Source organism: Variovorax multivorans (assembly GCF_051216835.1).
GTDB lineage: Bacteria > Pseudomonadota > Gammaproteobacteria > Burkholderiales > Burkholderiaceae_C > Variovorax.
Window position 1 is genome coordinate 28,794 of record NZ_JBPJZL010000024.1, and the last position, 24,807, is coordinate 53,600.

A 24,807-nucleotide genomic window follows, 5' to 3' on the forward strand; every position below is an offset into this window, starting at 1 on the left:
GGAGAGATAGAGACATGTCCATGACCACAGATGCCGACCACGCATTCGACAACCACATCGGCGGCCGCGCCGTGCCGGCCCGCAGCGGCCGGCGCTTCGCGAGCATCAACCCGACGACCGGCGCCGAATGGGGAAGCTTTGCCGACTCCAACGGTAGCGATGTGGACGCGGCGGTGCAGGCCGCGCACGAGGCGCTGTCCGGTCCCTGGGGCAAGCTGTCCGCCACGCGCCGCGGCCGGCTGCTGATGGCCTGGGGCGAGAAGATCGCAGGCCGGGCCGAGGTGATTGCCCAGCTCGAGACGAGCCAGAACGGCAAGCTGCTCGCCGAGATGCGGACCCAGGCCAATATCGCCAAGGAGTGGCTCTACTACTTCGGGGGCTTGGCCGACAAGATCGAAGGCCGCGTCGTGCCACTGGAACGGCAGAGCGTCCTCAACTACACGCTGCGCGAGCCGCTGGGCGTGGTTGGCGTGATCGTGCCCTGGAACTCGCCGACCTTCCTCACCATCATGAGCTGTGCGCCAGCGCTGGCGGCCGGCAACACGCTGGTGCTGAAGCCGTCCGAGGTGACCTCGGCCTCGGCCTTCGAGCTGGTTCGTCTGGCCGAGGAGGCCGGCATTCCGTCGGGCGTGCTGAACGTGGTGACCGGTGCACGAAGTGCCGGCGAAGCACTGGTCGACCATCCCATGGTTGCCAAGATCTGCTTCACTGGCAGCGATGGCGCGGGCCGCGTGATTGCGTCTCGCGCCGGTGCGCGCCTGGCGAGCTGCACGCTGGAACTCGGCGGCAAGAGCCCCAACATCGTGTTCGCGGATGCCGCGCTCGACAACGCCGTGGTCGGCCTGTTGTCGGGAATCTTTGCCGCGGCCGGTCAGACCTGCATCGCAGGGTCGCGCGCCTACGTGCACGAGAGCATCTACGACCAGGTCGTGGAGCGCGTCGCGCAGCGCGCCAGGGCCATCAAGCTGGGTGACCCGTTGCTGGGCGACACGCAGATGGGTCCGGCGGCTACGTCGGTACAGCTGCAGAAGAACGAGGCCATGGTGGCGAAGGCGGTGAATGCCGGTGCCGAGGTGCTCTACGGCGGGCGTCGCGCCAGCGTGCCCGGCCTGGAGCAGGGCTTCTTCTTCGAACCCACCATCCTCCACCGGTTGAAAGCCGACAACCCGCTCATGCACGAAGAGGTGTTCGGTCCGGTGCTCGCAGTGACGCCCTTCCTCGACGACGACGAGGTGGTGGCGCTGGCCAACGGCACCAAGTTCGGCCTGGCCGCGGGCGTGTGGACGCGCGATCTGCGCCGCGCACACACCATGGCCAAGCGACTGCAGGCCGGCACGGTCTGGGTCAATACCTACCGCGCGATGGCCTTCAACTCGCCCTTCGGCGGCTACAAGGACAGCGGCATCGGCCGGGTCAACGGCATGGAATCGGTCGACCAGTTCCTGCAGACGAAGAGCGTCTGGTGCGAGCTGTGCGACGAGATCCAGGACCCCTTCGTGCTGAAGGTCTGAACAGCATGGCGACGTCGCACATCACCGTGGCCTCGGTCGTAGCGCAGGTCTGCGCGTGGCACGGCGTGAAGAATGCTTTCGGCGTGCCCGGGGGCGGCAGTTCGCTCGACCTGATTGAGGCCTTGGCCTGCCAGGGCATCGCGTTCCGGCTGTGCCGGACCGAGACCGCCGCGGTGCTGATGGCCGCGGCCGATGCCGAGATCCGCAACGGCTTCGGCGTGGCGATCACGACGCAGGGGCCCGGTACCGCGAGCGGGATGAATGGCGTGGCCCATGCCTCGCTGGACCGCGCGCCGGTGCTGTTCGTCAGCGATGGCTGGACGACCCGCCAGCAGGCCTTCGACACGCACCAGGTATTCGACCAGCGCGCCATGTCGGCACCGGTGGTGAAGGCGAGTTCCCGTCTCGAATCCGACGACCCCGCAACCGAGCTCGAAGCGCTGGTGACTACGATGCTTTCGGCGCCGTGGGGTCCGGTGCACATCGAGCTGACCGGCGAGAACGCCCGCCGCCCGGTCGCCACGGCCGAGGTCCGCAACCGGTTCATCGACGAAGCAGCCTCTTTCGCATTGAAAACCACGGTCGTCGGCGACGCACCCGCATTGCTGCGCGCCGCAAAGCGGCCGGTGCTGCTCGTGGGCCTCGAGGCGCGCGACGAAGGCGCACCGGCGCAGGTCCTCGCGCTGGCGCAGCGCCTGCGCTGCCCGGTGCTCACCACCTACAAGGCCAAGGGAATCGTCAGCGACGAGGCCGAATGGGTGGTCGGCCATTTCACCGGCGGCGCGGCCGAGGGCGAGTGCATTGCAGCCGCAGACCTGATCGTGCTGTGCGGGCTCGATCCGGTGGAGCTCATCGGACGCCCTTGGCCGTACACCGCGCCGGTGATCGACATCGCGCTGGTGCGGCACCCGGTCCATTACGTCGAAGCGGCAGCCGGACTCTACGGACGCCTTGCTTCCGGCGTCGAGTCGCTGCTCCCGACCTGTGGCGCGTCGGATTGGCGTCACGAGGAGATCGCGTCGTTCAAGCATGACATGAGCGCACGCCTGGCCTACCCCGGCGGAGGCCCCGGGCTGACCCCGCCCCAGGTCGTGGAAATGGCGCTCGCGGCCGCAGGGGCCGCGGGCGCTTGCATCACCGTGGATGCCGGCGCGCACATGTTCTCGGCCATGGCGTTCTGGCGCGCGCGTTCGCCCGGCAGTGCGCTGATCTCGAACGGGCTCGCCACCATGGCTTTCGCGCTGCCTGCCGGCATCGCGCGTGCGCTGAACACGCCGGAGGTGCCGACCATCGCCTTCACCGGCGACGGCGGTCTGATGATGTGTGCGGGCGAACTCGCGACGGCCGCGCAGTGCGGCGCGAGGCTTTGCGTGATCGTCTTCAACGACAGCGCGCTGTCGCTCATCGCCTTGAAGCAGCGCAACCGCAACATGGCCGAAGCCGGTTTCGTCTGGCCGAGTGCGGACTTCGCCAGCGTCGCGCGCGGCTTCGGCATGACCGCATTCACCGCGCGCACGGCCGAAGCGTACGAACAGGCCCTCGCATCCGCACTTCAGACCGATGGGCCATGTCTCATCGACGTGCAGGTCGACCCCTCGGGCTACCGCGCCCAGGCCGAGGCGCTCCGGGGATAGGCCCCGCGGTTCGCGTCGAACAAAACAACCCACCAAGGAGACACCATGAAGACGAGATTCCGCATCTGGCTGGCGGCGCTGATCGGCGCCACCATGCTGTCCGCGCAGGCCCAGCCGGCGCAGTGGCCCAATCGTCCGGTCCGCTGGATCGTGCCCTTCGCGGCCGGCGGCACAGCCGACGCGACCGCACGCAACATCGCGCAGAAGCTGAGCGACCGCTGGGGCCAGCAGGTCGTGGTCGACAACAAGCCTGGCGCGAATACCGCCATCGCTGCGGTCGAAGCAGCGCGCGCAGCACCCGATGGATACACGCTGTTCCAGGCCATCAATTCCACGCTGACGCTCAATCAGTTCACGTTCTCGAAGCTTCCGTACGACGTGTCGCGGGACTTCACGCCCATCAGCGTGATCGCCTCCGTACCACTCATCTTCGTGGCCAACGAATCGCTGCCCGCGAAGACCATGGCGGAACTCATCGCTTATGCGAAGGCGCACCCCGGCGTGGTGACGATCGGCAGCGGCAATGTGGGCATTCAGCTGGGCGTCGAGCGCTTCATTCGGGACGCTGAATTGAAGGTCACCTATGTGCCGTACAAGAGTGGGGCGGACGTCACCAAGGGGCTGCTGTCCAGCGAGATTCAGGTGGGACTCGATGGTGTGCCGGCTTATCCCTCATTCCTGAAGTCCGGAAAGCTGCGTGCGCTGGCGACCAACAGCGCCAAGCGGATCTCCCTGCTTCCCGATGTACCCACCTTGGCCGAAATCGGACTCAAGAATTCGGAGACCCCCGTGTGGCACGGCGTTCTCGCCCCTGCTGGCCTGCCTGTGGAGATTCAGAAGAAGATCGCTGCCGATCTGCAGGCGGTTCTGGCCATGCCTGATCTCAAGGAGCGCATGGCAAGCCTTGGCCTGGAGCCGATGTGGCTCGGTGCCGAGGACTTCAAGCGGCTGATCAAGTCCGAGAGCACCTACATGGGGCCGCTGGCCAAGGATCTCGGCATCAGGATGGACTGAGGAGACGTCATGTATTCACCGCCACCGCGAAAGACTTTGGAAGTCTTTGCCGACGTCCCCGAGAAATTTCATGTTCGCGGCAAGTCCTCGACCTGGGTGAACGTGCAGTTGCACGGCGCCGAGACACCGGCCTTTCTGGAGGGGCCATCCTTTGATGCGCACGGCAACCTGTGGGTGGTCGACATTCCCTGGGGACGGCTGTTCAAGATCGATCCGACCGGGCTGATGAGCTGCGAGCTCGAATACGACGGAGAACCGAACGGACTCGCCTTCCACGCGGATGGCCGCGCTTTCATCTGCGACAACAAGAACGGCATCATGGTCTTCGACCCCGCCACGGGCAAGGTCGAGCCTTACCTGGACCGCGCGCTCGTCCAGCGCTTCAAGGGCGTCAACGACCTGAGCTTCTCCTCGACCGGCGATCTCTATTTCACCGACCAGGGCCAGACGGGCCTGCACGACCCCACGGGCAAGGTCTATCGGCTGACGGCCGAGGGCCGCCTCGACTGCCTGCTGTCCAACGTGCCCAGCCCGAACGGCCTGGTGCTCAGTCTGCATGAAGACGTGTTGTTCGTGGCAGTGACGCGGGCCAACGCGATCTGGCGCGTGCCGCTCGTGGAGCAGCACGGGCTGGTCACCAAGGTCGGCACGTACATCCAGCTGTCCGGCGGCGGCGGTCCGGACGGGCTCGCGCTCGATGCGACGGGTGGCATTGCGGTGTGCCATGTCGGGCTCGGTGCCGTGTGGATCTTCGACGAGGTCGGCCAGCCGGTCTTGCGGCTCGACGCGCCCCGAAGCCGGATGACGACGAATTGCGCCTACGGCGGCCGCGACCGCAAGCGCCTTTTCGTCACCGCCGGCACGCAGGTGCTCGTGGCCGATGTCGACACGGCCGGCGCGCCGACGCAGGTCCAACGGACTTCGTCCTGACGCCATGGCAGCCAAAGCAAACAAGTGCCTGAGCATCGGCGACCTGCAGGCGCAGGCCCGCGCCTACCTGCCGCGCGTCATCTACGACTACTTGGAAGGCGGCGCGGACGACGAGGAGTGCCTGTCCGAGAACTCGATGCGCATACGCCAGCGCAAGCTGCGGCCGCGCTACTTGGTCGACATCTCCGCGCGCTCACAGCAGGTGATGGTCTTCGGCCGCAGCTACGCGTCGCCCATCGGCATCGGGCCGATGGGCATGCTGGGCATGGTCCGGCACGACGGCGACCTGGTGCTCGCCGAGGTGGCGGCCAAGGCCGTCGTTCCCTTCGTGCTCTCGGGCGCGAGCAACGGCTCGATCGAAGACGTCGCCCGCCGCTGCCCCGACAGCTGGCTGCAGCTCTACCCCTGCAAGGACCCGGAGATCGAGCGCGATCTGCTCAAGCGCGCGAGCGCGGCCGGCGTCCGGACGCTCGTCGTCACGGTGGACGTGCCGCTGCATTCCAAGCGCGAGCGCAACATCCGCAGCGGCTGGGTGCGGCCGTACAAGCCGACGGCGGGCATGATCCTGGAGTCGCTGAAGCATCCCGCGTGGGTCGCGCGCTATCTGCGAAACGGCCTTCCGGTGATGCGCAACTTTGTTCCTTATGCGCCGCCGGCCACGAGCGCACGCGAGCTGACCGCCTTCTACGCCACGCAGGTGCCGACGCTGCATCGGTGGGCGCTGATCGAGCGGCTGCGCGCGCAATGGCAGGGCAAGCTGGTGCTCAAGGGCATCCTGACCGCGGAGGACGCCAGCCTTGCGGCCGCAGCCGGCGTGGACGGTGTGATCGTGTCGAACCACGGTGGGCGGCAGCTGGACCGCAGCGTCGCGGCGATCGATGCGCTGCCCGAGGTCGTTGCCGAGGTCGGCGAGAAGCTGGTCGTCATGTTCGACAGCGGCATCCGCCGCGGATCCGACATTGCAGTGGCGCTCAGCCTCGGCGCCAAGATGTGCTTCGCGGGCCGCGCCGCGGCCTATGGCCTGGCCGCCTTCGGCGCCGAAGGCGCGCAGCGGGCGCTGGATATCCTTCGCGGCGAGCTGGACCTGACACTCGGCCAGATCGGATGCCCGCTCGTCACCGACCTCGGCCCGCGCTACCTCTGGAATCCGTCGGTCGCACCGACAGTTGCCGTGCAATTGCGTCCTGCGTGATGCGCACGAACTCGGGGATCCGATGCTCGATCCTCATCATCGGGCCCGCCACCAGCACCGCGAACTGCCGGTCGGGCAGGCGCAGGGGCAGGGCGACGCCGCCGAGGTCGTTCGTGAACTCGCCGCGCCCCTCGAACCAGCCCAGCTTGCGCGAGGCGTCGACTTCTTGCTCGACCGCATCCGCCGTCATCAGCGTTGTCGCCGTGTAGCGCTTGAACTCGGCCTTGCGCAAAATCGCCGCTCGGTCCTCGGCACTCATCTGCGAAAGCAGGGCGCGCCCGGTGGCGGTCACGTGCAACGGTACCAGCTTGCCCGGCTGCGCCGTGTAGCGAATGGCATGGGGCGACTCGATCACGTCCAGGAACAGCGCATGCGCCCCGCTTGCCGCCGCGAGCACGGCCGTCTCGCCTGTCTCGCGAACCAGTGTTTCCAGCAGGCCGTGAAGTTCGGACGGAATGGGCTGGGCGGCTTCGATCTCGCGGATCAAGGCCGCCCACATCGGCGCCGGGTAGTAGCCGCCGCGGGCGCGCGGCTCGTACAGGAACCCGCGCGCGGCCAGCGTGCCGAGCAGATTGAAGGTGCTGGAGCGCGGCCAATCGAAGTGCTTCGCGATCTCGGCCAGCGTGGCCGGACGGCGGTGCGCCGCGAAGAACTCGATGAGGTCCAGGACGTTGGCGGCTTGCTTGACGATCACTGCGTAAAAGCCCGCGCGAAAGGCGAGGGCGCGGGGTGGAGAAGCGGGATGCGCACTGTACCCGACGCCTTTCGCGGCGCTGCGCGGAAGCTGCCCCAGGCCCTCATCGGGGTATCTCCGGATCGCGGCAGCCTTGTGCGTGTGTTCATGTGTGCGTATGATTTGTTCACATACATGAATGATAGCGATGGCCGTCACGACAGTGGCGGCCACGCCAGGAGACCATGGGACCACTTGCCGGAATCAAGGTGTTGGACATGACGTCCGTGCTGATGGGGCCCTTCGCCTCGCAGGCGCTGGGCGACATGGGTGCGGACGTGATCAAGGTCGAAGCACCGCAGGGCGACCTGGTGCGGCAGATCGGTCCGGTGCGCCACGAGGGCATGGGCCCGGTCTTCCTCAACGCCAACCGCAACAAGCGCAGCATCGTTCTCGATCTCAAGCGCGCAGACGGTCTGGCGGCGCTCCGGCGCCTGATCGCCGACGCAGATGTGCTGATGTACAACGTGCGGCCGCAGGCCATGGCCCGTCTGGGCCTGAGCTACGAAGACGTGGCCGCGATCAACCCGCTGATCGTCTATGCCGGCCTGTTCGGCTTCGGCCAGGATGGCCCCTATGCCGCCCGGCCCGCCTACGACGACTTGATCCAGGGCGGCGCCACGCTGCCCCACCTGATCGCCCGCGCCTCGGGCGGCATCCCGCGTTACGCGCCCACGGCGCTGGCCGACCGCATCGTCGGCCAGACCGCGGTCGGCGGCATCCTGGCGAGCCTGCTGGCGCGCCACCGCACCGGCCGGGGCGATCGTGTCGACGTGCCGATGTTCGAGACCATGGTCGCCTTCGTGCTGGGTGACCACCTCGGCGGACTGACCTTTGAACCGCCGCTGGACGCGGGGGGCTACGCGCGGCAACTTTCTCCCGAGCGACGCCCGTACCGCACGAGCGACGGCTACATCTGCGCCCTGGTCTACAACGACAAGCACTGGAAAAGCTTCCTGGACGCGGTCGGTCGCGAAACGCTGCTGCAGGACGAGCGCTTCGCCACCTACGCCGGCCGCTCGCGCCACATTGACCACGTGTATGGCGAACTGGGTGCGATCTTCGAAGAGAAGTCGACCGCCGAGTGGATCGAGATCCTCGAGCGGGCCGACGTGCCGTTCATGCCGATGCACGACCTGCAGAGCGTCCTGGACGATCCGCACCTGAAGGCGACCGGCTTCTTCTCGACGGTCGAGCACCCGAGCGAGGGGCCGATCCGCACGATGCGCATGCCGATCACCTGGCAGCACAGCCAACCCCTTGTCGCACGCGCAGCCCCGCGCCAGGGCGAACACACACGCGAAGTGCTGCAGCAGGCCGGCTACACGGCCGACGAGATCGACGCGCTGCTCGCCGCCGGCACCGCGGCCGAAGCGGCGCAGCCCGCGGCTGTCGTGTAGCGGCCCGCACCCCCTTGTCCTCTTCGCAAATCTGGAGACCTTCCACCCATGATCCGCTCGCTGCTCTACGCCCCCGCCAACCGGCCCGAACTGGTCGCCAAGTTTCCCCGCTTCGGCGCGGACTGCTGCGTGATCGACCTGGAGGACGGCACGCCCGACGCCGAGAAGGACAAGGCGCGGCGCATGCTGGCCGAGACGGTGCAGCAGGTGCGCGCGGCGGGCCTGGCCGGCATGCTCGCCATCCGCGTCAACGTGCCCACTTCGGTGCACTATCTCGCGGATCTCGAAGCCGCCTTCGCCTGCGACATCGACGCGGTCGTGATCCCGAAACTCGAGTCGCCGGACCAGGCCTTCCCGGTGGTGCACTGGATCGGGCGACGCGATGCGGAAGCGCCGCGTGCGCGTCCGCGCATGATCATCGGCGGCATCGAGTCGGTGCGCGGCGTGCTGAACGCCGTGAAGATCTGCGACGAGACGCCGCACCTCGCGGCCATCTATTTCGGCGCGGAGGATTTCGCGGCGGACATCGGCGGGCGCCGCACGCAAGGCGGCGACGAGGTCGCGACGGCGCGGTCGTGGGTGGTGATGGCGGCGCGTGCCGCGGGCCGCATCGCCATCGACCAGGTGGTGCTCGACATCCGCGATGACGCGCTGTTCCGGCAAGACGCCGCGCGGGGCCGCGACCTCGGCTACCAGGGGAAGATGTGCGTCGCGCCGGGGCAGGTCAAGCTGGCCAACGCGGCCTTCTCGCCGACGCCGCAGGAGCGGGCCTACGCCAGGCGCCTGGTGCAGGCGTACGAGGAAGCTACCGCGCGCGGCATCGGCACCATCGACTTCGAAGGCAGGATGGTCGACGGCCCCTTGCTGAAGCATTCGCTCGCCGTGCTGGCCTCGCCGGAGGATGTCTGAGATGGCGCGCGTCGAATCCCTTGCTGGCATCGACCTGGCCACCTACATCCGGCCGGGCGACGGCATCGTGTTCGGCCAGGGCACCGGCGAGCCGCTGAGCCTGACCGAACAACTGGTCGCGCAGCGGGCGGGCTTCAGCGGTGCGGGCATCTTCTTCGGCTCCGGCTTCTCGAGCACCTTCAAGCCCGAGCACGCCGACCATCTGCGCTTCAAGGGCATCGGCGGCATCGGCACGCTGCGCAAGCTGTCGAGCGCCGGCGTGCTCGACCCGGTGCCGTGCCACATCTCCGCGGTAGCCGACCTGATCGAGAAGGACCGAATCCGCACCGACGTCGTCATGCTGCTGGTGAGCCCGGCGAATGAACGCGGTGAGCACAGCTTCGGCCTGGTCAACGACTATGTGCGCACCGCGATCTCGCGCGCCCGGGTCGTCATCGCCGAGGTCAGCAGCCAGGTACCGTGGACGCCGTGCGACGCACCGCTCAAGGACGACGAGATCACGGTGGCCGTGCACACCGACCGGGCGCCGCTGGAACTGCCCGCCGCAAAGTTCGGCGAGCTCGAACGACGCATCGCGGCGCATGTCGCCGACCTGATTCCCGACCGCGCCACGTTGCAGATGGGCATCGGCGCCGTGCCGGAGGCCATCGTCTCCTTGCTGATCGACCGGCGCGATCTCGGCGTGCATTCCGGGATGGTCGGCGACTCGCTGGTCGACCTGGTGGAGAGCGGCGCCGTGACCAACGCCCACAAGGGCATGGACGAAGGCGTGAGCGTGACCGGCGTGCTGTTCGGCACGCAGCGCCTGTACCGCTTCGCGCACCGCAACCCGCAGCTGCGCCTGTGCCCGACGCGCTACACGCACCACATGGCGACGCTGTCGCGCGTGAAGAATCTGGTGTCGGTCAACTCCGCGCTCGAGGTGGACCTCACCGGGCAGGTGAACGCCGAGGCGATCGGCCCCGACTACATCGGCGCCGTTGGCGGGCAGGTGGATTTCGTTCGCGCCGCGGTGCAGTCCGAAGGCGGCGTGTCCATCGTCGCACTGGGCGCGACCGGGAAGACCGGAGACAGCAAGATCGTGGGCCGCCTGTCCGGCCCCGTGACGACCGCACGCAGCGACGTCGACGTCATAGCGACCGAACACGGCATCGCGCGCCTGCGCGGGCTCGGCCTGCGCGAGCGGGTTAAGGCCATGGTGGCCATCGCGGCGCCGGAGCATCGGGACGCCCTGATGCGCGAAGCGCGCGACCTGCAGGGGACGACATGCTGACCGATGAAGTCGACTACGAGGTCGTCGACGGCTGCATCGCCGTCGTCACCATCCAGCGCCCGGCGCAGCGCAACGCAATCAACCGCGGCGTGGTCGAAGGCCTGCGGCAGGCTTGGCGTGCGATCGAGCAGGACGATGCGGTGCGCGTGGGCATCCTCACCGGCAGCGGCGACCGGGCCTTCTGCGCCGGCATGGACCTGAAGGAAGCCGCGGCGATGATGCTGCAGGTGCCGCCACGCGACATGCTGCCGGTGCTCGGCGATGTCGAGCACGTGAGCAAGCCGATGATCGCGGCCGTCAACGGCGTGGCCTACGCGGGCGGCTGGCTGTTCGCGCAGATGTGCGACCTGTGCATTGCAGCGGAGCACGCGAAGTTCGGCATCACCGAAGCCAAGGTCGGGCGCGGCATGCCCTGGGCCGCGCCGCTAGTGCACATGCTGCCGCAGCGCATCGTGATGGAGCTGCTGCTCACCGCGCAACCGATGTCGGCGCAGCGTGCCCTGGCGCTCGGCTTCGTGAACGACGTGGTCCCGATGCACCAGTTGCGCGAGCGCGCACTCGAGATGGCACGCACCATCGCCGCCAACGCGCCGCTCACCGTCAAGGCGGCGCGCGAGCTGGTCTACCTGTCGTCGGAGATGGGCCGCTCGGCCGGCCTGCGTGTGGCCCAGCGTCTCTTCGAGAGCGTGTATCGGAGCGACGACGCGCAGGAAGGCCCGAAGGCCTTCGCAGAGAAGCGGACCCCGCGTTGGACCGGCCGATGAACCCCACCCATTTCGCTTGCCGCGAGCTACCCCATGAACTTTGAACCGACCCCCGAACAGCAATCGATCCGCGAAGCGGTGAAGGCCCTGTGCGAGCGCTTCCCCGAAAGCTATTGGCGCGAGCGCGACACCGATGGCGTGTTCCCGCATGCCTTCTACGACGCGATGGCCAAAGCCGGCTGGCTCGGTTTGGCGATCCCCGAGGAATACGGCGGCGCGGGCCTGGGCGTGCAGGAGGCCAGCATCATGATGCAGACCATCGCCGAATCCGGCGCCTGCCTGAGTGGCTGCTCGAGCATCCACATCAACGTCTTCGGGCTCATGCCCATCGCCGTCTTCGGCACGCCGGAACAGAAGCGCCGGATGCTGCCGCCCATTGCCAAGGGCGAGGTCAAGGCCTGCTTCGGGGTGACCGAGCCGGATGCGGGATTGAACACCACCAAGCTGAAGACGCGCGCGGTGCGCCAGGGGGACAAGTACGTCGTGCACGGCCAGAAGGTCTGGATCTCCACCGCGCAGGTGGCCGACAAGATCATGCTGCTGGCGCGGACCACGCCGATCGACGAGTTGCCGCCCGGCAAAGGCTCTTCGGGGCTGTCGCTGTTCTACACCGACCTCGACCGCAGCAAGGTCGACGTGCGGCTGATCGAGAAGATGGGCCGCAAGTGCATCGACTCCAACGAGCTCTTCATCGACGGCCTGGAGATTCCGGTGGAAGACCGCATCGGCGAGGAAGGCAAGGGCTTCAAGTACATCCTCCACGGCATGAACCCCGAGCGCGTGCTGCTCGCCGCCGAGGCCGTGGGTGTCGGCCGCATCGCGCTGCAGAAGGCCGCCGCCTATGCGCGTGAGCGCGTGGTCTTCGATCGCCCCATCGGCCAGAACCAGTCGATCCAGCATCCGCTCGCGACCAACTGGGTCGAGCTCGAGGCCGCGCAGCTGCTCACGATGAAGGCCGCATGGCTGTATGACAACGGCAAGGACTGCGGTGCCGAGGCGAATGCCGCCAAGTACTACGCGGCCGAGGCCGGCTTCCGCGCCTGCGAGCGCGCCATCCTCACGCACGGCGGCATGGGCTATTCGAAGGAGTTCCATGTCGAGCGCTATCTGCGCGAAATCATGATCCCCCGCATCGCACCGGTGAGCGCCGAGATGATCCTGAGCCACATCGCCGAGCGCGTGCTCGGCATGCCGAAGTCCTATTGATCCGGTCCTCATGAATTGCCAGAAGGAGATGGTATGGACGCCTCCCTCCCTGCTGATCGACTGCGAAGTTTGGGAGGGGTGGGGCTGATGAAGGGGGCCTCGCAGTCGACGGCATCGAGTGCCAAAGTGGAAGTTCGATCTACCCACTTACAGACGGAGGCCCCGAAATGGATCGTACGACGTATGGCTTGGACATTGCAAAGAACGTGATGCAACTTCATTGGGTGGATGGCGAGACAGGCGAGATCGGGCGCAGGAAGCTCCCACGGGCCCGGCTGGGCGAATTCTTCGCACAGCGGCAGCCGGCACGCGTGGCGATGGAGGCGTGCGGCAGTGCACACCACTGGGCGCGCGTGCTGGGAGGTCTCGGATACCAGGTGGAGTTGCTGCCGGCGCGACAGGTGCGCGCGTTTGTGCGCAGCAACAAGGACGACGCTGCCGATGCGCGTGCGATCTGGCTGGCGGCGCAGCAATCGGACATTCGTCGCGCACCGATCAAGACGGTGGAGCAGCAGGCGGTGATGTCGCTGCACCGGGCACGTTCGCACTGGGTAGGCGTGCGCACGGCCACGCTCAACATGCTGCGCGGCTTGTTGTACGAGTTCGGCGTCGTGCTGCCCGGCGGGAAGAAGGCCGGACTGAAGACGATGGGAGTCAAGCGCGCCGAGATCGACGAGCAGTTGCCGCCGTTGACGCGTCGGCTGATCGACCTTCAGCTCGAAACGCTCAAGGAGGTCGAGCGCAGCATCGATCAGCTCGAAGCCGAGCTCGCCGAGCAGCAACGCCGGATCGACCGGGCGCGCACGCTGCGCGAGGTGCCCGGCATCGGCGTGCTCGGCGCGACAGCGCTGGCCGCCACGCTGGGAGATGCGAGCGGCTGGCGCTCGGGGCGGGAGTTCGCAGCCAGCCTGGGGCTGGTTCCTGCGCACAGCGGCACGGGCGGCAAGACGCGCGTTGGCCACCTGAGCAAGCGCGGCGACCCCTACCTGCGGACATTGCTCATCCACGGCGCACGCGCGGTGATCACCAAGGCGAAGCTCAAGCCCACGTGGCTGGAGGAACTGCTGCAACGCCGGCCGCTGAACGTGGCGGTGGTGGCGTTGGCCAACAAGATGGCTCGCACGGCCTGGGCGCTCTTGGCGCACGGGCGGGCGTACCGATCGGAGTGGAAGAGCACTCCACCAAGCGGCTGCGGCGCGCAAGCGCAGGCGGCTTAGTTCAACAACCTGAGACAACACAACCATAGGAGTGGATGCCGCAAAGAGTGCGTGAGTCGAGTCGATGAAGTGATGGTGAAGCGGTCGGACCGCGGGTCGGGTAAAGCTGAATGGTTGTCCGGGCAAGCCTTGTGCGAAGCCCACACCGGAGATGAGCACCGACCCCGCGCATGCCCATCAAGGCCAGCGACGGGCTTCGGTCCGATCTGCACCAACAGGCCGGATATAAGACCGCAGTCATTACCGCCAGCCGGAACTTCAAGAACTCGCTTGCCACACGGGAGGCGTCCATATAAGACAACCATGCTTTCAGCGCTGAGAGAATTTTTGGCGGGCCGCGCTTCACGGGGCGTGCAGGCTGCCGTGACGATGGCCTTGGTCACCAGTTTCGCCACACCGGTGCTCGCGCAGCCGTGGCCGACCAAGCCGGTGCGCATCGTCGTGCCGGCCGCACCCGGTGGCAGCGCCGATCCGCTCGCCCGGCTCATCGCGGAGGAGCTCGGCAAGGCCGTCGGTCAACCGGTCGTCGTCGAGAACCGGCCCGGCGCAAACGGCAATCTTGGCGGTTCGCTGGTCGCGAAGTCGCCGGCCGACGGCTACACGCTGCTGATGGGCTGGACCGGCAGCGTTGTTTCGGCGGTGACGCTTTACGACGCGAAGCCCTTTCATCCCTTGAAGGATTTCGATCCGGTGGTGTTGGTGGGATCGATCCCGAACGCCATCGTGGTCAACCCATCCATCCCGGCCAAGAATCTGAAGGAACTGACGGAGCACGCCAAGCTGAACCCGGGCAAGCTGAACTTCGGTTCGACCGGCAGCGGCAGTTCCTACCATCTGTCTGGCGAGCTGTACAAGAAGACCTTCGGCGTCTTCATGGTCCATGTTCCGTATACCTCGCCGGGAGCGGTGTTTACGGACCTCCTGGGCGGCCGGCTGCAACTCGCATTCCCGGGCGTCGCAGCCGCGGCGCCTTTCGTGAAGGACGATCGGCTCCGCGCCCTCGCCGTCATGTCCGACAAGCGTTCGGTGGCCATGCCCAACGTGCCGACGACCAAGGAGCTGGGCTTTGCCGCCTTGGCGTCGGAGACGTGGTTCGGGCTGCTCGCACCGAAGGGCACACCGTCTGAAGTGACCCAGCGCATCAACAGCGCGTTGAACGGTGCACTGAACACGCCGGCCTTCAAGGAGAAGATCGAACAGATGGGCTATACGCCGCTTGGGGGCAGCCCGGATCGCTTCGTGGCGGCCATCAAGGACGACATCGTGAAATGGGGCGAGGTGGTGAAGTTTTCCGGCGCGAAGGTCGACTGATGCCGCGGGGCGAACAGACGCCCGTGTCGCGCCGACGGCAGGAGCAGATCTCAATGTGTTCAACCACTTAACGAGGTTGACGCACTATGAACAGGCCGTTGCGATCGGCCGGATGGTAAGTCGGCCTGTCAAGTCGCCCCCCCCGGGCCCTGCATTCGATGTGCCGTCGCTACAGTCCCGCACCGTTCTCGGACGGCCGTGCCGCGTTGGCCGCTTTCCAGCGCTCGCGAGTCGTTCGACGTGGTGTTGACCGACGAGGTGATGCCCGGCCTCACCGGTAGCAGGCTTGCGCAGGCGGTGCATGAACTCAGGACCAACCTGCCCATCGTGCTCGAGAGCTGCTATGCCGGTCCGATGCTCACGCAACTTGCGCTGGGAGCGGGCGTCAGCGAAGTTCTGAAGAAGCCAGTCCAATCGCGCGAGCTGGCAGCGGCGCTCGCGCGGGCCCTTGGACGGGCTGGATAGTTGACCGCTCTGTTTCAGGCGTAACGCAACCTTGGCTGGTCGGAACGCCTGCCAAACATGACGAGGCGAACCTGGGCTTGTCATGGATGCGCTTGCGTTCTCTTTTGCGTGGCTCGTCGCGCAGCTGCGGCTGCGCCTCGGTCAATGGATGAGCATATGGAATCGCGACGGTCGCAAGGAGGGTTCAAGTGCGATCGCGTGACGCCGTCCGTGCCATCGCCGTGTTCGAAGCGGCCAAGGGGGCTTTAAATCGCCGACCTCGACAGCCGACAAGTATCATTTCCAGCGCTAAAAATAGGATTAACGTAGTTGCCAAAAAGTGGCATATATAGGAAATATAATTAGCTAGATGGTCCTGTTTTGGTTGATCTGGAGTAATTCATCGAGCTAGACGAAATCGATCGCGCCATCCTGCAGATCCTGCAGACGGATGGCAGGTTGGCCAACGCGGAGATCGCGGGTCGGGTTTCGCTATCGCCACCTGCATGCTGGAAACGGCTGAAGCGATTGGAGGAGCACGTCATCCTTGGCTACCATGCCGCGCTCAATCCGCAGGCGTTGGGGTTGGGGTTGTTTGCGTTCATCAGCATCTCGCTCGATAGTCACTCGGAGAAGGCGATGCGAACTTTTGAAGCGGGGGTGATGGCCTTGCCCAGCGTCGTTGCCTGCCATAACGTGTCTGGCAAATACGATTACCTTCTGCAGGTTGTTGTCAGAGACATGGAGGCATTCCATGAACTGGCGATGTATCGCATTCGCACGCTCGGCAACGTCAAGGAGATGTACACCGGGTTTTCGCTCAAGGAAATCAAGCGCTCAGCGAATTTGCCGGTGTAGTGGGACGGAGAGCAATCAGGGCGTGCCGTATGCACGAGCGCTGGAGAACGGACTGCCCGCGCCTTCAACCGACTTCGGTGATCACCGAATACCAAGTTGCGACCACGCATCGCTGGGAAGTGGGGCTCAGAGGAGCGCAACCAGATTGGCACGTCCACGAAGTCGCTGTCGCGCACTGTGTGTCCATCGATCGGCGCCGGTGGGGCCGATGATTCGATCGGTCGGAGCCCGCGGTCACACGTTGAGGGTTTCAGAGGGGCCTTGCAGCCAGTAACCGGCCTCGTCACCCAACTGCTCGCGTGCCCATGGCCCCGAAGGAGTCCGCGGTGTGGCCCAGATGTGCGTGTCGTACGGGGCGCCGGCCAGTGCGCTGGTCAGGAGTTCAAGATCGATCACCCCAGAACCCTGCAATAACTGTTACGGCGTGCTATCGCCGCGCGATGCTGCCTCGCGCTAACGGCTTTGGACAGGCGCCGCATCCCTTGAGATGCTCTTCGTCGCCTGACATGCTTCGATCCTCCGTGCGCAGGTTCGGACAGGTCAAAAGCTAGAACAACACATTCACCCCACGTACGCCACGCCACGCCACGATGGGTGTGCCGTGCGGCGCCTCGATTCCAGAATCCTACATGTGCAGTGTCATCGTGGCATTCGCGTGCTGGAACCAATAGTCGAAAGAAGTGGGCGATGGCGAAGTCAGCGACAGGCATTTTGTTCGGTCAAATCATTGTGGTTCTCGGCGTTGCCGTGGGCGGCGTGTGGGCGGGAACACAGTGGACCGCGCGTGCGCTCGGCTACCAGACACGGTTGGGGTCTGCATGGTTCGAGATTTCCGGGGCACCTGTCTACGAGCCTTGGAAGCTTTTCGAGTGGTGGTACTTCTACGATGCCTACGCGCCGGAGGTGTTCCTGCGCGGAGGAGCCGTCGCCGCATCGGGCGGCATCGCCGCTGCTGGCGCCGCGATATCGATGGCCGTGTGGCGCGCACGCCATACGAAGCATGTCGTGACCTACGGTTCGGCGCGCTGGGCCGAGCCTGGAGAGATTGTCAAGGCCGGTCTGATGAACGCGGTGGGCGTTTTCTTGGGAAAGTTTAAGGGCAAGAAGAGCAGGGACGGTGACTACCTGCGTCACGACGGACCCGAGCACATCCTCGCCTTCGCGCCGACACGTTCGGGCAAGGGTGTTGGCCTGGTCATTCCAACCCTCTTGTCTTGGCTTGGCTCTGCCGTGATCCACGACATCAAGGGCGAGAACTGGAATCTCACTGCCGGCTGGCGCGCGCGTTTCTCGCATTGCCTGCTGTTCAACCCGACGGACGCGAGGTCGGCCGCGTACAACCCGTTGCTCGAGGTTCGCCGCGGCATGCACGAGGTGCGCGACGTGCAGAACATCGCGGATATCCTGGTAGACCCTGAAGGCGCGCTGGAACGTCGCAATCACTGGGAGAAGACCAGTCATGCCCTCCTGGTTGGCGCCATCCTGCATGTGCTGTATGCCTGCGAGGAAAAGACGCTGTGCGGTGTCGCCAACTTCCTGTCCGATCCGGCCTGCCCATTCGAGGTCACGCTGCACCGGATGATGTCCACGCGGCACCTGGGCGAATCAGTGCATCCGGTCGTCGCGTCCGCGGCGCGTGAAGTCCTCAACAAGAGCGACAACGAGCGCTCCGGAGTGCTCTCCACGGCCATGAGCTTTTTGGGCCTCTACCGCGATCCCACAGTGGCCAAAGTCACTTCTCGCTGCGACTGGCGCATCGCCGACCTGATTTCTGCGGAGCATCCGGTAGCGCTTTATCTCGTGGTACCGCCTTCCGACATCAGTCGCACCAAGCCGTTGGTCCGTCTGATCCTCAACCAGATCGGTCGTCGCTTGACCGAATCGCTCGACGGCTCGGACGGTATCGCACGCAAGCACAAGCTGCTCCTGATGCTCGACGAATTTCCGGCGTTGGGCCGACTGGACTTCTTCGAGTCAGCTTTGGCTTTCATGGCTGGCTACGGCTTACGTGCCTTTCTGATCGCACAGTCCCTGAATCAGATCGACAAGGCCTACGGCCAGAACCATTCGATCCTCGACAACTGCCATGTGCGCATCGCATTCGCGACCAACGACGAGCGAACGGCCAAGCGCATCTCGGAGGCGCTCGGTACTGCGACGGAGCTGCGCGCGCAGCGCAACTATGCAGGCCACCGGCTGGCGCCATGGCTCGGCCACCTGATGGTGTCGCGCCAGGAGACGGCACGACCGCTGCTCACGCCCGGCGAGGTGATGCAGCTGCCGCCCGATGACGCCGTGGTGATGGTCTCGGGCCATCCACCGATCAAGGCGAGGAAGCTGCGGTACTACCAGGATCGAAACTTCATCCCTCGCGTTCTGCCCGCACCGACTCTCGCTGCGAATGTCTACGCGGACCGACCCGCGGTGCGCCCGGACGACTGGGGCGGACTCGCTCCGCTGCTCGCCCCCGAGTCATCGCCTGCTCACGATGCCGGCGGCTTTGCCGACGAGGGTGGCCGTCAGCTGAAGCCTGAGCTGGATGCCACAGCCGACACGCTGGCATTGCCGGATGACGATGGGCTGCTGGTGCTCGACGACGATGACGACATACCCGTGCGTCCACAGGACGCCGACAGGCAGCTGATGCGCACCGCTCGGCTCGCGGCCCTGGACCCTGACGACGGGATTGCGCTATGACCCGTGCGCGCCTGAACATCTTCCTCGAGCCAGACCATGCGAAACGCCTGGACCGGGTCGCTGCGCACAAGGGTGTGTCGAAGTCCGCAGTGATCGCAGCGGCGCTGGCCTCATTCCTCTCGCCCGACGCCCAGGACCAGCGTGAGGCAGCGCTGGCGAAGCGCCTGGACCGCCTCTCGCGCCAGTTCGATCGACTCGAACGCGACCAGAACGTGTTGATCGAGACGCTCGCCCTGTACATCCGCTATTTCCTCACGGTCTCGCTGCCCGTGCCCGAGGGTCAGCAGGAGGCCGCTCGTGCGCAGGGGCGCGCCCGCTACGCGCAGTTCATCGAGCAACTCGCTCGCCACATCCAGCGCGGACGCAGCCTGGTGCGCGAAGTCCATGAAGACATCGCACCCGCTGCGTCCGAGGCGCCAGCTGCATATGCGGCTTCCCCAACCGAATCGCAGGAAATAGACCGTGAATCCGACGCCTGAACCGAATTCCGTGGACGCATCGTTGGCGCGGCGCATTCGCATGTTGCGCACGGCCATGGGGCAAGAGATCGCGAAGGCGCTTGAGGATCCGGAGGTCGTGGAGGTGCTGTTGAATCCGGACGGCTCGCTGTGGGTAGACCGGCTTGGAACTGGCCGGGAGCCCACTGGTACCGCAATCCCGCCACCCGTGGCCGAGCGGATCATCCGGCTGGTGGCAGCGCACGTGCGCACCGAGGTACATGCGGGGGCTCCAATCCTCTCGGCCGAATTGCCCGAGACCGGCGAGCGCTTCCTTGGCGTATTGCCACCCGTGGTTCGCGCGCCGTCCTTCGCCATCCGCAAGCGGGCGCTGCGGATCATGAATCTCGCGCGCTATGTGGCGGACGGCATCTTGACTGCAGATCAAGCCGAGTTTCTGCGGCGAGCTGTTCGCGAGCGCCAGAATATCGTGGTGGTCGGCGGCACCAGCACCGGCAAGACCACGCTCGCGAATGCGCTGCTCGACGAGATCGCCGAGACGCGCGACCGCGTGCTCATCCTCGAAGACACCGTGGAGCTGCAGTGCCGGTCCGATGACCATGTCGGCATGCGCACCGAGCCGGGTGTCAGCACCATGGCCGACTTGGTGCGCGCCACCCTGCGCTTGCGGCCTGATCGCATCGTGGTCGGGGAAGTGCGCGGCGCCGAGGCGCTGGACCTGCTCAAGGCCTGGGGCACCGGCCATCCAGGCGGCATCGCCACGGTGCACGCCGGCTCTGCGGCCGGCGCGTTGACGCGCCTCGAGCAGCTTGTGCAAGAGGTCTCGGTGACGGTGCCGCGCGCTCTCATTGCCGAGACGGTCAACGTCATCGTCTTCATTGCCGGCCGTGGTCGCGCCCGCCGCGTGCGCGAGATCGCACGCGTCATCGGCCACGACAGCCAAGGCTATCAGCTCGATACCTCGCTGGTGCCCGGGTTCCCTTTGTTCTCTTCATCCACCTCTGTTCCTTCATCCGATCCCGGAGCACCGTCATGACGCATCCACGCATTTCCGTAAAACCGGTTCTGTACCTTGTCACCCTAGCGGCGCTGCTGCTGGCCGTCGCCTCGCCTGCGCATGCGGCCGGCTCGAACATGCCCTGGGAAGCACCGCTGCAGTCGGTACTGGAGTCCATCCAGGGGCCGGTGGCCCGGATCATCGCGGTGATCATCATCATCGCGACAGGGCTGACGCTGGCTTTCGGCGACACGTCGGGTGGGTTTCGCAAGCTGGTGCAGATCGTGTTCGGCCTGTCGATCGCGTTCGCCGCCTCCAGTTTCTTCCTGACCTTCTTCAGCTTCTCGGGCGGGGCGGTGCTGGCATGAACGCGCTGAACGCCTTCTCGGCGAGCTCTTCGCCGGGCCTCGCGCCCGGCTTCGAGATTCCGCTGCACCGGTCCCTCACCGAACCGATCCTGCTGGGCGGCGCGCCGCGCACTGTGGCGATCGCCAACGGCACGCTGGCCGCTGCCGTGGGACTGGGACTGCAGCTCTGGCTGCCCGGCGTCGCGCTCTGGATCGTCGGCCACGCGCTGGCTGTCTGGGGTGCGAGGCTGGATCCGCAGTTCATGCAGGTCTTTGCGCGGCACATCAAGCAGCGTTCGCTGCTGGACGCGTAAGGCGGGAAGGGGAGACGCGATGCTGAATCTCGCCGAATACCGAAAGCGGCCGGCGCTGCTGGCCGACTGGCTGCCCTGGGCCGGCCTGGTCGCGCCCGGGGTCGTGCTCAACAAGGATGGATCGCTCCAGCGCACGGCGCGGTTCCGCGGGCCGGACCTGGACAGCGCGACGCAGGGCGAGTTCGTCGCCACCTCGGCGCGTTTGAACAACGCGCTACGGCGGCTCGGCTCGGGCTGGGCGCTGTTCGTGGAGGCCGAGCGCCGCGAGGCGGCCGGCTATCCAGAGTCGTCGTTCCCGGAGCCTCTGTCCTGGCTGGTCGACGAGGAGCGCCGCGCCGCCTTCGAGGAGGACGCCAGCCATTTCGAGAGCTGCTATCACCTGACGCTGCTGTACCTGCCGCCCGAGGAATCGAAGGCGCGCGCCACGGACCTGCTCTACGAGAACGCCGGGACGGAAGACAAGTCGGGATCGGATGCCTCGAACGGATCGGACTGGAGAGGACGGCTGGAAGCTTTCGTCTCCGAGACAGAGCGCTTCCTCGGCCTGCTCGAAGGTGTGATGCCCGAGATCGGCTGGCTTGACGATGCCCAAACGCTGACCCACTTGCACGGCTGCGTGTCCACCCGCCGGCATGCGGTCGCCGTGCCCGAGGTGCCGACGCACCTCGATGCACTGCTGGCCGACGAGCCGCTGACGGGCGGGCTGGCGCCGATGCTCGGCAGCCGTCACCTTCGGGTGCTGTCGGTGCGGGGCTTCCCGACCTCGACCTGGCCGGGCCTGCTCGACGACCTGAACCGCCTGGGCTTCACCTACCGCTGGAGCACGCGCTTCCTGTGCCTGGACAAGGCGGAGGCGGAGAAGGAACTCGTGCGGCTGCGCCGCCAGTGGTTCGCCAAGCGCAAGAACATCGTGGCGCTGCTGCGAGAGACGATCTTCCAGCAGGAGAGCCCGCTGGTCGACTCGGACGCCTCGAACAAAGCAGCCGATGCCGATGCGGCGCTGCAGGAGCTCGGCAGCGACCAGGTGGCTTTCGGCTATGTGACCGCCACGGTGACCGTGCTCGACGCCGACGCGGCGGCGGCCGACGAGAAGCTGCGCGCGGTGGAGCGCACGATCCAGGGCCGGGGCTTCGTCACGATCCCCGAGACGCTGAATGCGGTCGAGGCCTGGCTGTCGTCGATCCCGGGCCATGCCTACGCGAATGTGCGCCAGCCCATCGTCTCGACCTTGAACCTCGCGCACATGATGCCGGTGTCGGCCGTGTGGGCAGGCCCCGAGCGCAATGCGCATCTGGACGGACCGCCGTTGATCGTCACGCGCACCGATGGCGCCACGCCGTTCCGGCTGGTCACCCATATCGGCGACGTCGGGCACATGCTGGTGGTCGGGCCGACCGGCATGGGCAAGTCGGTGCTGCTCGCCACGCTGGCGCTGCAGTTCCGCCGCTATGCAGGCTCGCGCATCCTGGCTTTCGACATGGGGCGCTCGATGCGCGCCACGGTCCTCGGGCTGTGCGGCGAGCACTACGACCTCGGTACCGATGGAGAGATCGCCTTCCAGCCGCTCGCGCGCATTGACCAGGACAGATACCGCACCTGGGCGGCGGAGTGGGTGGAAGGGCGGCTTCGGCAGGAGGGCCTCGAGGTCGGGCCGGCCGAGCGGGAGATGGTGTGGTCCGCGCTGGCCAGCCTCGCCACCGCGCCGCTGGAGCAACGCACGATGACGGGCCTCGCGGTGCTGCTGCAGTCCAATACCCTGCGCCAGGCGCTGGCGCCCTACGTGCTCGGCGGTGCGCACGGGCGGCTGCTGGACGCGGACCGGGACCGGCTGGGGGCCTCCTCCGTCCAGTGTTTCGAGATGGAGGAGCTGATGCACAGCAAGGCCGCGGTGCTGGCCGTGCTTGGCTACCTCTTCGAGCGCTTCGACGAACGCTTCGACGGCGCGCCGACCCTCCTGATTCTCGACGAGGCCTGGCTGTTCCTCGATGACCCGGTGTTCGCCGCGCGCATCCGCCAGTGGCTCAAGACACTGCGCAAGAAGAACGTCTCGGTTGTCTTCGCCACGCAGAGCCTGGCCGACATCCAGAACTCCAGCATCGCGCCGGCGATCGTGGAGAGCTGCGCGAGCCGGATCTTCCTGCCCAACCCGCAGGCCACCGAACCGCAGATCCGCGTGATCTACGAGGGCTTCGGGCTCAACAGCCGGCAGATCGAGATCGTCGCCACGGCGCAGCCCAAACGCGACTATTACTACCAGTCGCGCCTTGGCAACCGGGTCTTCGAGCTCGGGCTCGGGCCGGTGGCGCTGGCGTTTGCCGGCGCGGGCTCGCCCGAGGACCAGCGCGCGCTCGACCGCGTGCAGGCCTCGGTGCTGCAGTCGCCGTTCGCGCGCATGCCTTCGGTCTTCGCGGCCGCCTGGCTGCGCCACCGCGGGCTCGGCTGGGCGGCCGACCTCATTCCATCGTTTCCATCTGCATCCCCATCTCTTTCCTCAACCCCGCAGGAGCCAATGCCATGAACCTCCAGTCTTCCTTCAAACCCCGGATCGCCGCGCTGGTTGCGGTCAGTGCGATCGCTTTCGGTGTGGCCCCGCCGGCGCATGCCATCTTCGGCGTCGGCGACACCGTGTTCGATGCGTCCAATTTCATCCAGAACATGCTGACGGCGGCCCGCGCGCTGGAGCAGATCAACAACCAGGTCGAGCAGCTGCAGAACGAGGCGCAGATGCTGCGCAACCAGGCGAGGAACCTTCAGGGCCTGGACTTCAGTGCGCTGTCCGAGCTCAAGTCGACGCTGGCGGCGACGAACCAGCTGATCCAGCAGGCGCAGGGGCTGGCCTTCAACGTCTCGCGCATGGAAGAAGAGTTCAAGCGGCTGTACCCCGAGTCGTTTTCGGCGGCGATCTCCGGTGCGCAGATGGCGGGCGATGCGCGCCAGCGCTGGCGCAACTCGCTGGAGGCTCTCCGCACCGCGACGCAGGTGCAGTCGCAGGCGATGCAGAACTTCGCCGCCGACGAGCGGGCGCTGACCGATCTCGTGAATCGCAGCCAGTCGGCCACGGGCGCCTTGCAGGCGATGCAGGCGACTAACCAGCTGCTGGCGCTGCAGTCGCGCCAGGCGATCCAGGCGCAGCAGCTGCAGATCACGCAGGACCGCTCCGCGGCGCTGGAACAGGCGCGGCAGGTGGCCGTGCAGGAGCGTGCGCGCGAGGTGCGGCGCCGCTTCATGGGCAGCGGCACTCCGTACACGCCGTACAGCGTGAACTTCTATGGAGACTGAGGGGCAGCCCGTGAAGAACCTGCTTTTCATCATCACGGCCACTGTGGCGCTGGTGCTCACCGGCTGCGGCAAGCCCGAGCCGACCCAACCCTCGATCGAGTCCATCGAATCGCTGGTCGCCAATCCCGAGCGGCTGAAGGATCTGCGCGCGCAGTGCAAGGCCGACCATGCCCGGATGGGCGACGCACAGTGCCAGGCGGTGGCCGAGGCCACGCGCCAACGCTTCATGAGGGGCGGCACGTCGCCCTATGCGAGCGACCCGGTCCCGCCACCGGCCGCACCCGCCTCATCGCCAATCGGCACGGGCGCCAAGGACTGA

At 66.6% G+C, this 24,807-nt stretch carries 24 protein-coding genes; 22 read left to right on the top strand and 2 right to left on the bottom strand.

Translation table 11 applies throughout. From position 1 onward, the window contains the following. Positions 1–14: 14 nt before the first annotated feature. From ACSFCA_RS34390 to ACSFCA_RS34410, 5 genes are read left to right on the top strand one after another with little or no spacing between them, the layout of a single operon-like run. The gene (locus tag ACSFCA_RS34390; RefSeq protein WP_435462667.1) at positions 15–1,511 is read left to right on the top strand and encodes an aldehyde dehydrogenase; all 1,497 of its coding nucleotides are present in this window, start codon (positions 15–17) and stop codon (positions 1,509–1,511) included. Positions 1,512–1,516: 5 nt separating this feature from the next. Continuing rightward, positions 1,517–3,145 (top strand): thiamine pyrophosphate-binding protein, encoded by a 1,629-nt coding sequence (locus tag ACSFCA_RS34395; RefSeq protein WP_435462668.1) that lies wholly within the window; start codon positions 1,517–1,519, stop codon positions 3,143–3,145. Positions 3,146–3,190: 45 nt separating this feature from the next. Beyond that, complete coding sequence (locus ACSFCA_RS34400; RefSeq protein WP_435462669.1) at positions 3,191–4,159, top strand: Bug family tripartite tricarboxylate transporter substrate binding protein; 969 nt, start codon at positions 3,191–3,193, stop codon at positions 4,157–4,159. A 9-nt stretch (positions 4,160–4,168) separates the two neighbouring features. Further along, the gene (locus tag ACSFCA_RS34405) at positions 4,169–5,089 is read left to right on the top strand and encodes an SMP-30/gluconolactonase/LRE family protein (protein WP_435462670.1); all 921 of its coding nucleotides are present in this window, start codon (positions 4,169–4,171) and stop codon (positions 5,087–5,089) included. Between the two features lie 4 nt (positions 5,090–5,093). Then, complete coding sequence (locus ACSFCA_RS34410) at positions 5,094–6,281, top strand: alpha-hydroxy acid oxidase (RefSeq protein ID WP_435462671.1); 1,188 nt, start codon at positions 5,094–5,096, stop codon at positions 6,279–6,281. Here ACSFCA_RS34410 and ACSFCA_RS34415 read toward each other — a convergent pair. Continuing rightward, the gene (locus ACSFCA_RS34415) at positions 6,205–6,975 is read right to left on the bottom strand and encodes an IclR family transcriptional regulator (protein WP_435462672.1); all 771 of its coding nucleotides are present in this window, start codon (positions 6,973–6,975) and stop codon (positions 6,205–6,207) included. The genes ACSFCA_RS34410 and ACSFCA_RS34415 overlap by 77 nt on opposite strands. 224 nt (positions 6,976–7,199) lie before the next feature. On the opposite strand from ACSFCA_RS34415, the gene ACSFCA_RS34420 reads away from it, so the two are divergent. The 9 genes from ACSFCA_RS34420 to ACSFCA_RS34460 all read left to right on the top strand — a co-directional run bounded on the left by ACSFCA_RS34420 (position 7,200) and on the right by ACSFCA_RS34460 (position 16,396). After that, entirely contained in the window at positions 7,200–8,414 is a 1,215-nt protein-coding gene (locus ACSFCA_RS34420) for a CaiB/BaiF CoA transferase family protein (RefSeq protein ID WP_435462673.1), read from the top strand. Positions 8,415–8,462: 48 nt separating this feature from the next. Further along, the gene (locus ACSFCA_RS34425) at positions 8,463–9,323 is read left to right on the top strand and encodes an HpcH/HpaI aldolase/citrate lyase family protein (protein WP_435462674.1); all 861 of its coding nucleotides are present in this window, start codon (positions 8,463–8,465) and stop codon (positions 9,321–9,323) included. 1 nt (position 9,324) lies between these two features. Further along, the gene (locus ACSFCA_RS34430; RefSeq protein WP_435462675.1) at positions 9,325–10,596 is read left to right on the top strand and encodes an acetyl-CoA hydrolase/transferase family protein; all 1,272 of its coding nucleotides are present in this window, start codon (positions 9,325–9,327) and stop codon (positions 10,594–10,596) included. Continuing rightward, entirely contained in the window at positions 10,590–11,360 is a 771-nt protein-coding gene (locus ACSFCA_RS34435) for an enoyl-CoA hydratase/isomerase family protein (protein WP_435462676.1), read from the top strand. Before ACSFCA_RS34430 ends, ACSFCA_RS34435 begins: the two co-directional genes overlap by 7 nt. Before the next feature lie 33 nt (positions 11,361–11,393). After that, complete coding sequence (locus ACSFCA_RS34440) at positions 11,394–12,566, top strand: acyl-CoA dehydrogenase family protein (protein ID WP_435462677.1); 1,173 nt, start codon at positions 11,394–11,396, stop codon at positions 12,564–12,566. 167 nt (positions 12,567–12,733) lie between these two features. After that, the gene (locus ACSFCA_RS34445) at positions 12,734–13,783 is read left to right on the top strand and encodes an IS110 family RNA-guided transposase (protein WP_435462678.1); all 1,050 of its coding nucleotides are present in this window, start codon (positions 12,734–12,736) and stop codon (positions 13,781–13,783) included. Positions 13,784–14,086: 303 nt separating this feature from the next. Continuing rightward, the gene (locus ACSFCA_RS34450) at positions 14,087–15,094 is read left to right on the top strand and encodes a Bug family tripartite tricarboxylate transporter substrate binding protein (RefSeq protein ID WP_435462679.1); all 1,008 of its coding nucleotides are present in this window, start codon (positions 14,087–14,089) and stop codon (positions 15,092–15,094) included. Between the two features lie 198 nt (positions 15,095–15,292). Beyond that, a complete protein-coding gene (locus ACSFCA_RS34455; RefSeq protein ID WP_435462680.1) occupies positions 15,293–15,559 on the top strand; it encodes a response regulator in 267 nt (88 codons plus the stop codon). 381 nt (positions 15,560–15,940) lie between these two features. Further along, positions 15,941–16,396, top strand: coding sequence for an Lrp/AsnC family transcriptional regulator (locus ACSFCA_RS34460; RefSeq protein ID WP_435462700.1), 456 nt, complete (start codon positions 15,941–15,943; stop codon positions 16,394–16,396). A gap of 234 nt (positions 16,397–16,630) precedes the next feature. Here ACSFCA_RS34460 and ACSFCA_RS34465 read toward each other — a convergent pair whose 3' ends face one another. Next, entirely contained in the window at positions 16,631–16,792 is a 162-nt protein-coding gene (locus ACSFCA_RS34465) for a hypothetical protein (RefSeq protein WP_435462681.1), read from the bottom strand. A gap of 291 nt (positions 16,793–17,083) precedes the next feature. Between ACSFCA_RS34465 and ACSFCA_RS34470 the strand changes: the two genes are divergently transcribed. Genes ACSFCA_RS34470 through ACSFCA_RS34505 form a run of 8 tightly spaced genes read left to right on the top strand, consistent with a single transcriptional unit; the run spans position 17,084 to position 24,807 of the window. Further along, positions 17,084–19,093 (top strand): conjugal transfer protein TraG, encoded by a 2,010-nt coding sequence (locus tag ACSFCA_RS34470; protein WP_435462682.1) that lies wholly within the window; start codon positions 17,084–17,086, stop codon positions 19,091–19,093. Next, complete coding sequence (locus ACSFCA_RS34475) at positions 19,090–19,572, top strand: CopG family transcriptional regulator (RefSeq protein ID WP_435462683.1); 483 nt, start codon at positions 19,090–19,092, stop codon at positions 19,570–19,572. The genes ACSFCA_RS34470 and ACSFCA_RS34475 overlap by 4 nt, the downstream gene beginning before the upstream one ends. A gap of 40 nt (positions 19,573–19,612) precedes the next feature. After that, positions 19,613–20,587, top strand: a complete 975-nt coding sequence (gene trbB, locus ACSFCA_RS34480; RefSeq protein ID WP_435462701.1) for a P-type conjugative transfer ATPase TrbB — start codon at positions 19,613–19,615, stop codon at positions 20,585–20,587. Continuing rightward, positions 20,584–20,916 carry a TrbC/VirB2 family type IV secretion system protein gene (locus ACSFCA_RS34485; protein ID WP_435462684.1) on the top strand — a complete coding sequence of 111 codons (333 nt, stop codon included), beginning with the start codon at positions 20,584–20,586 and terminating at the stop codon, positions 20,914–20,916. The genes trbB and ACSFCA_RS34485 overlap by 4 nt, the downstream gene beginning before the upstream one ends. Beyond that, positions 20,913–21,209 (top strand): VirB3 family type IV secretion system protein, encoded by a 297-nt coding sequence (locus ACSFCA_RS34490; protein WP_435462685.1) that lies wholly within the window; start codon positions 20,913–20,915, stop codon positions 21,207–21,209. Before ACSFCA_RS34485 ends, ACSFCA_RS34490 begins: the two co-directional genes overlap by 4 nt. A gap of 19 nt (positions 21,210–21,228) precedes the next feature. Then, positions 21,229–23,727: a conjugal transfer protein TrbE gene (trbE, locus tag ACSFCA_RS34495; protein WP_435462686.1), complete on the top strand. Its 2,499-nt coding sequence runs from the start codon at positions 21,229–21,231 to the stop codon at positions 23,725–23,727. Beyond that, positions 23,724–24,488 (top strand): P-type conjugative transfer protein TrbJ, encoded by a 765-nt coding sequence (gene trbJ / locus ACSFCA_RS34500; RefSeq protein WP_435462687.1) that lies wholly within the window; start codon positions 23,724–23,726, stop codon positions 24,486–24,488. Before trbE ends, trbJ begins: the two co-directional genes overlap by 4 nt. A 10-nt stretch (positions 24,489–24,498) precedes the next feature. Next, on the top strand, positions 24,499–24,807 hold the full coding sequence (locus ACSFCA_RS34505; protein ID WP_435462688.1) for an EexN family lipoprotein: 309 nt from the start codon (positions 24,499–24,501) through the stop codon (positions 24,805–24,807).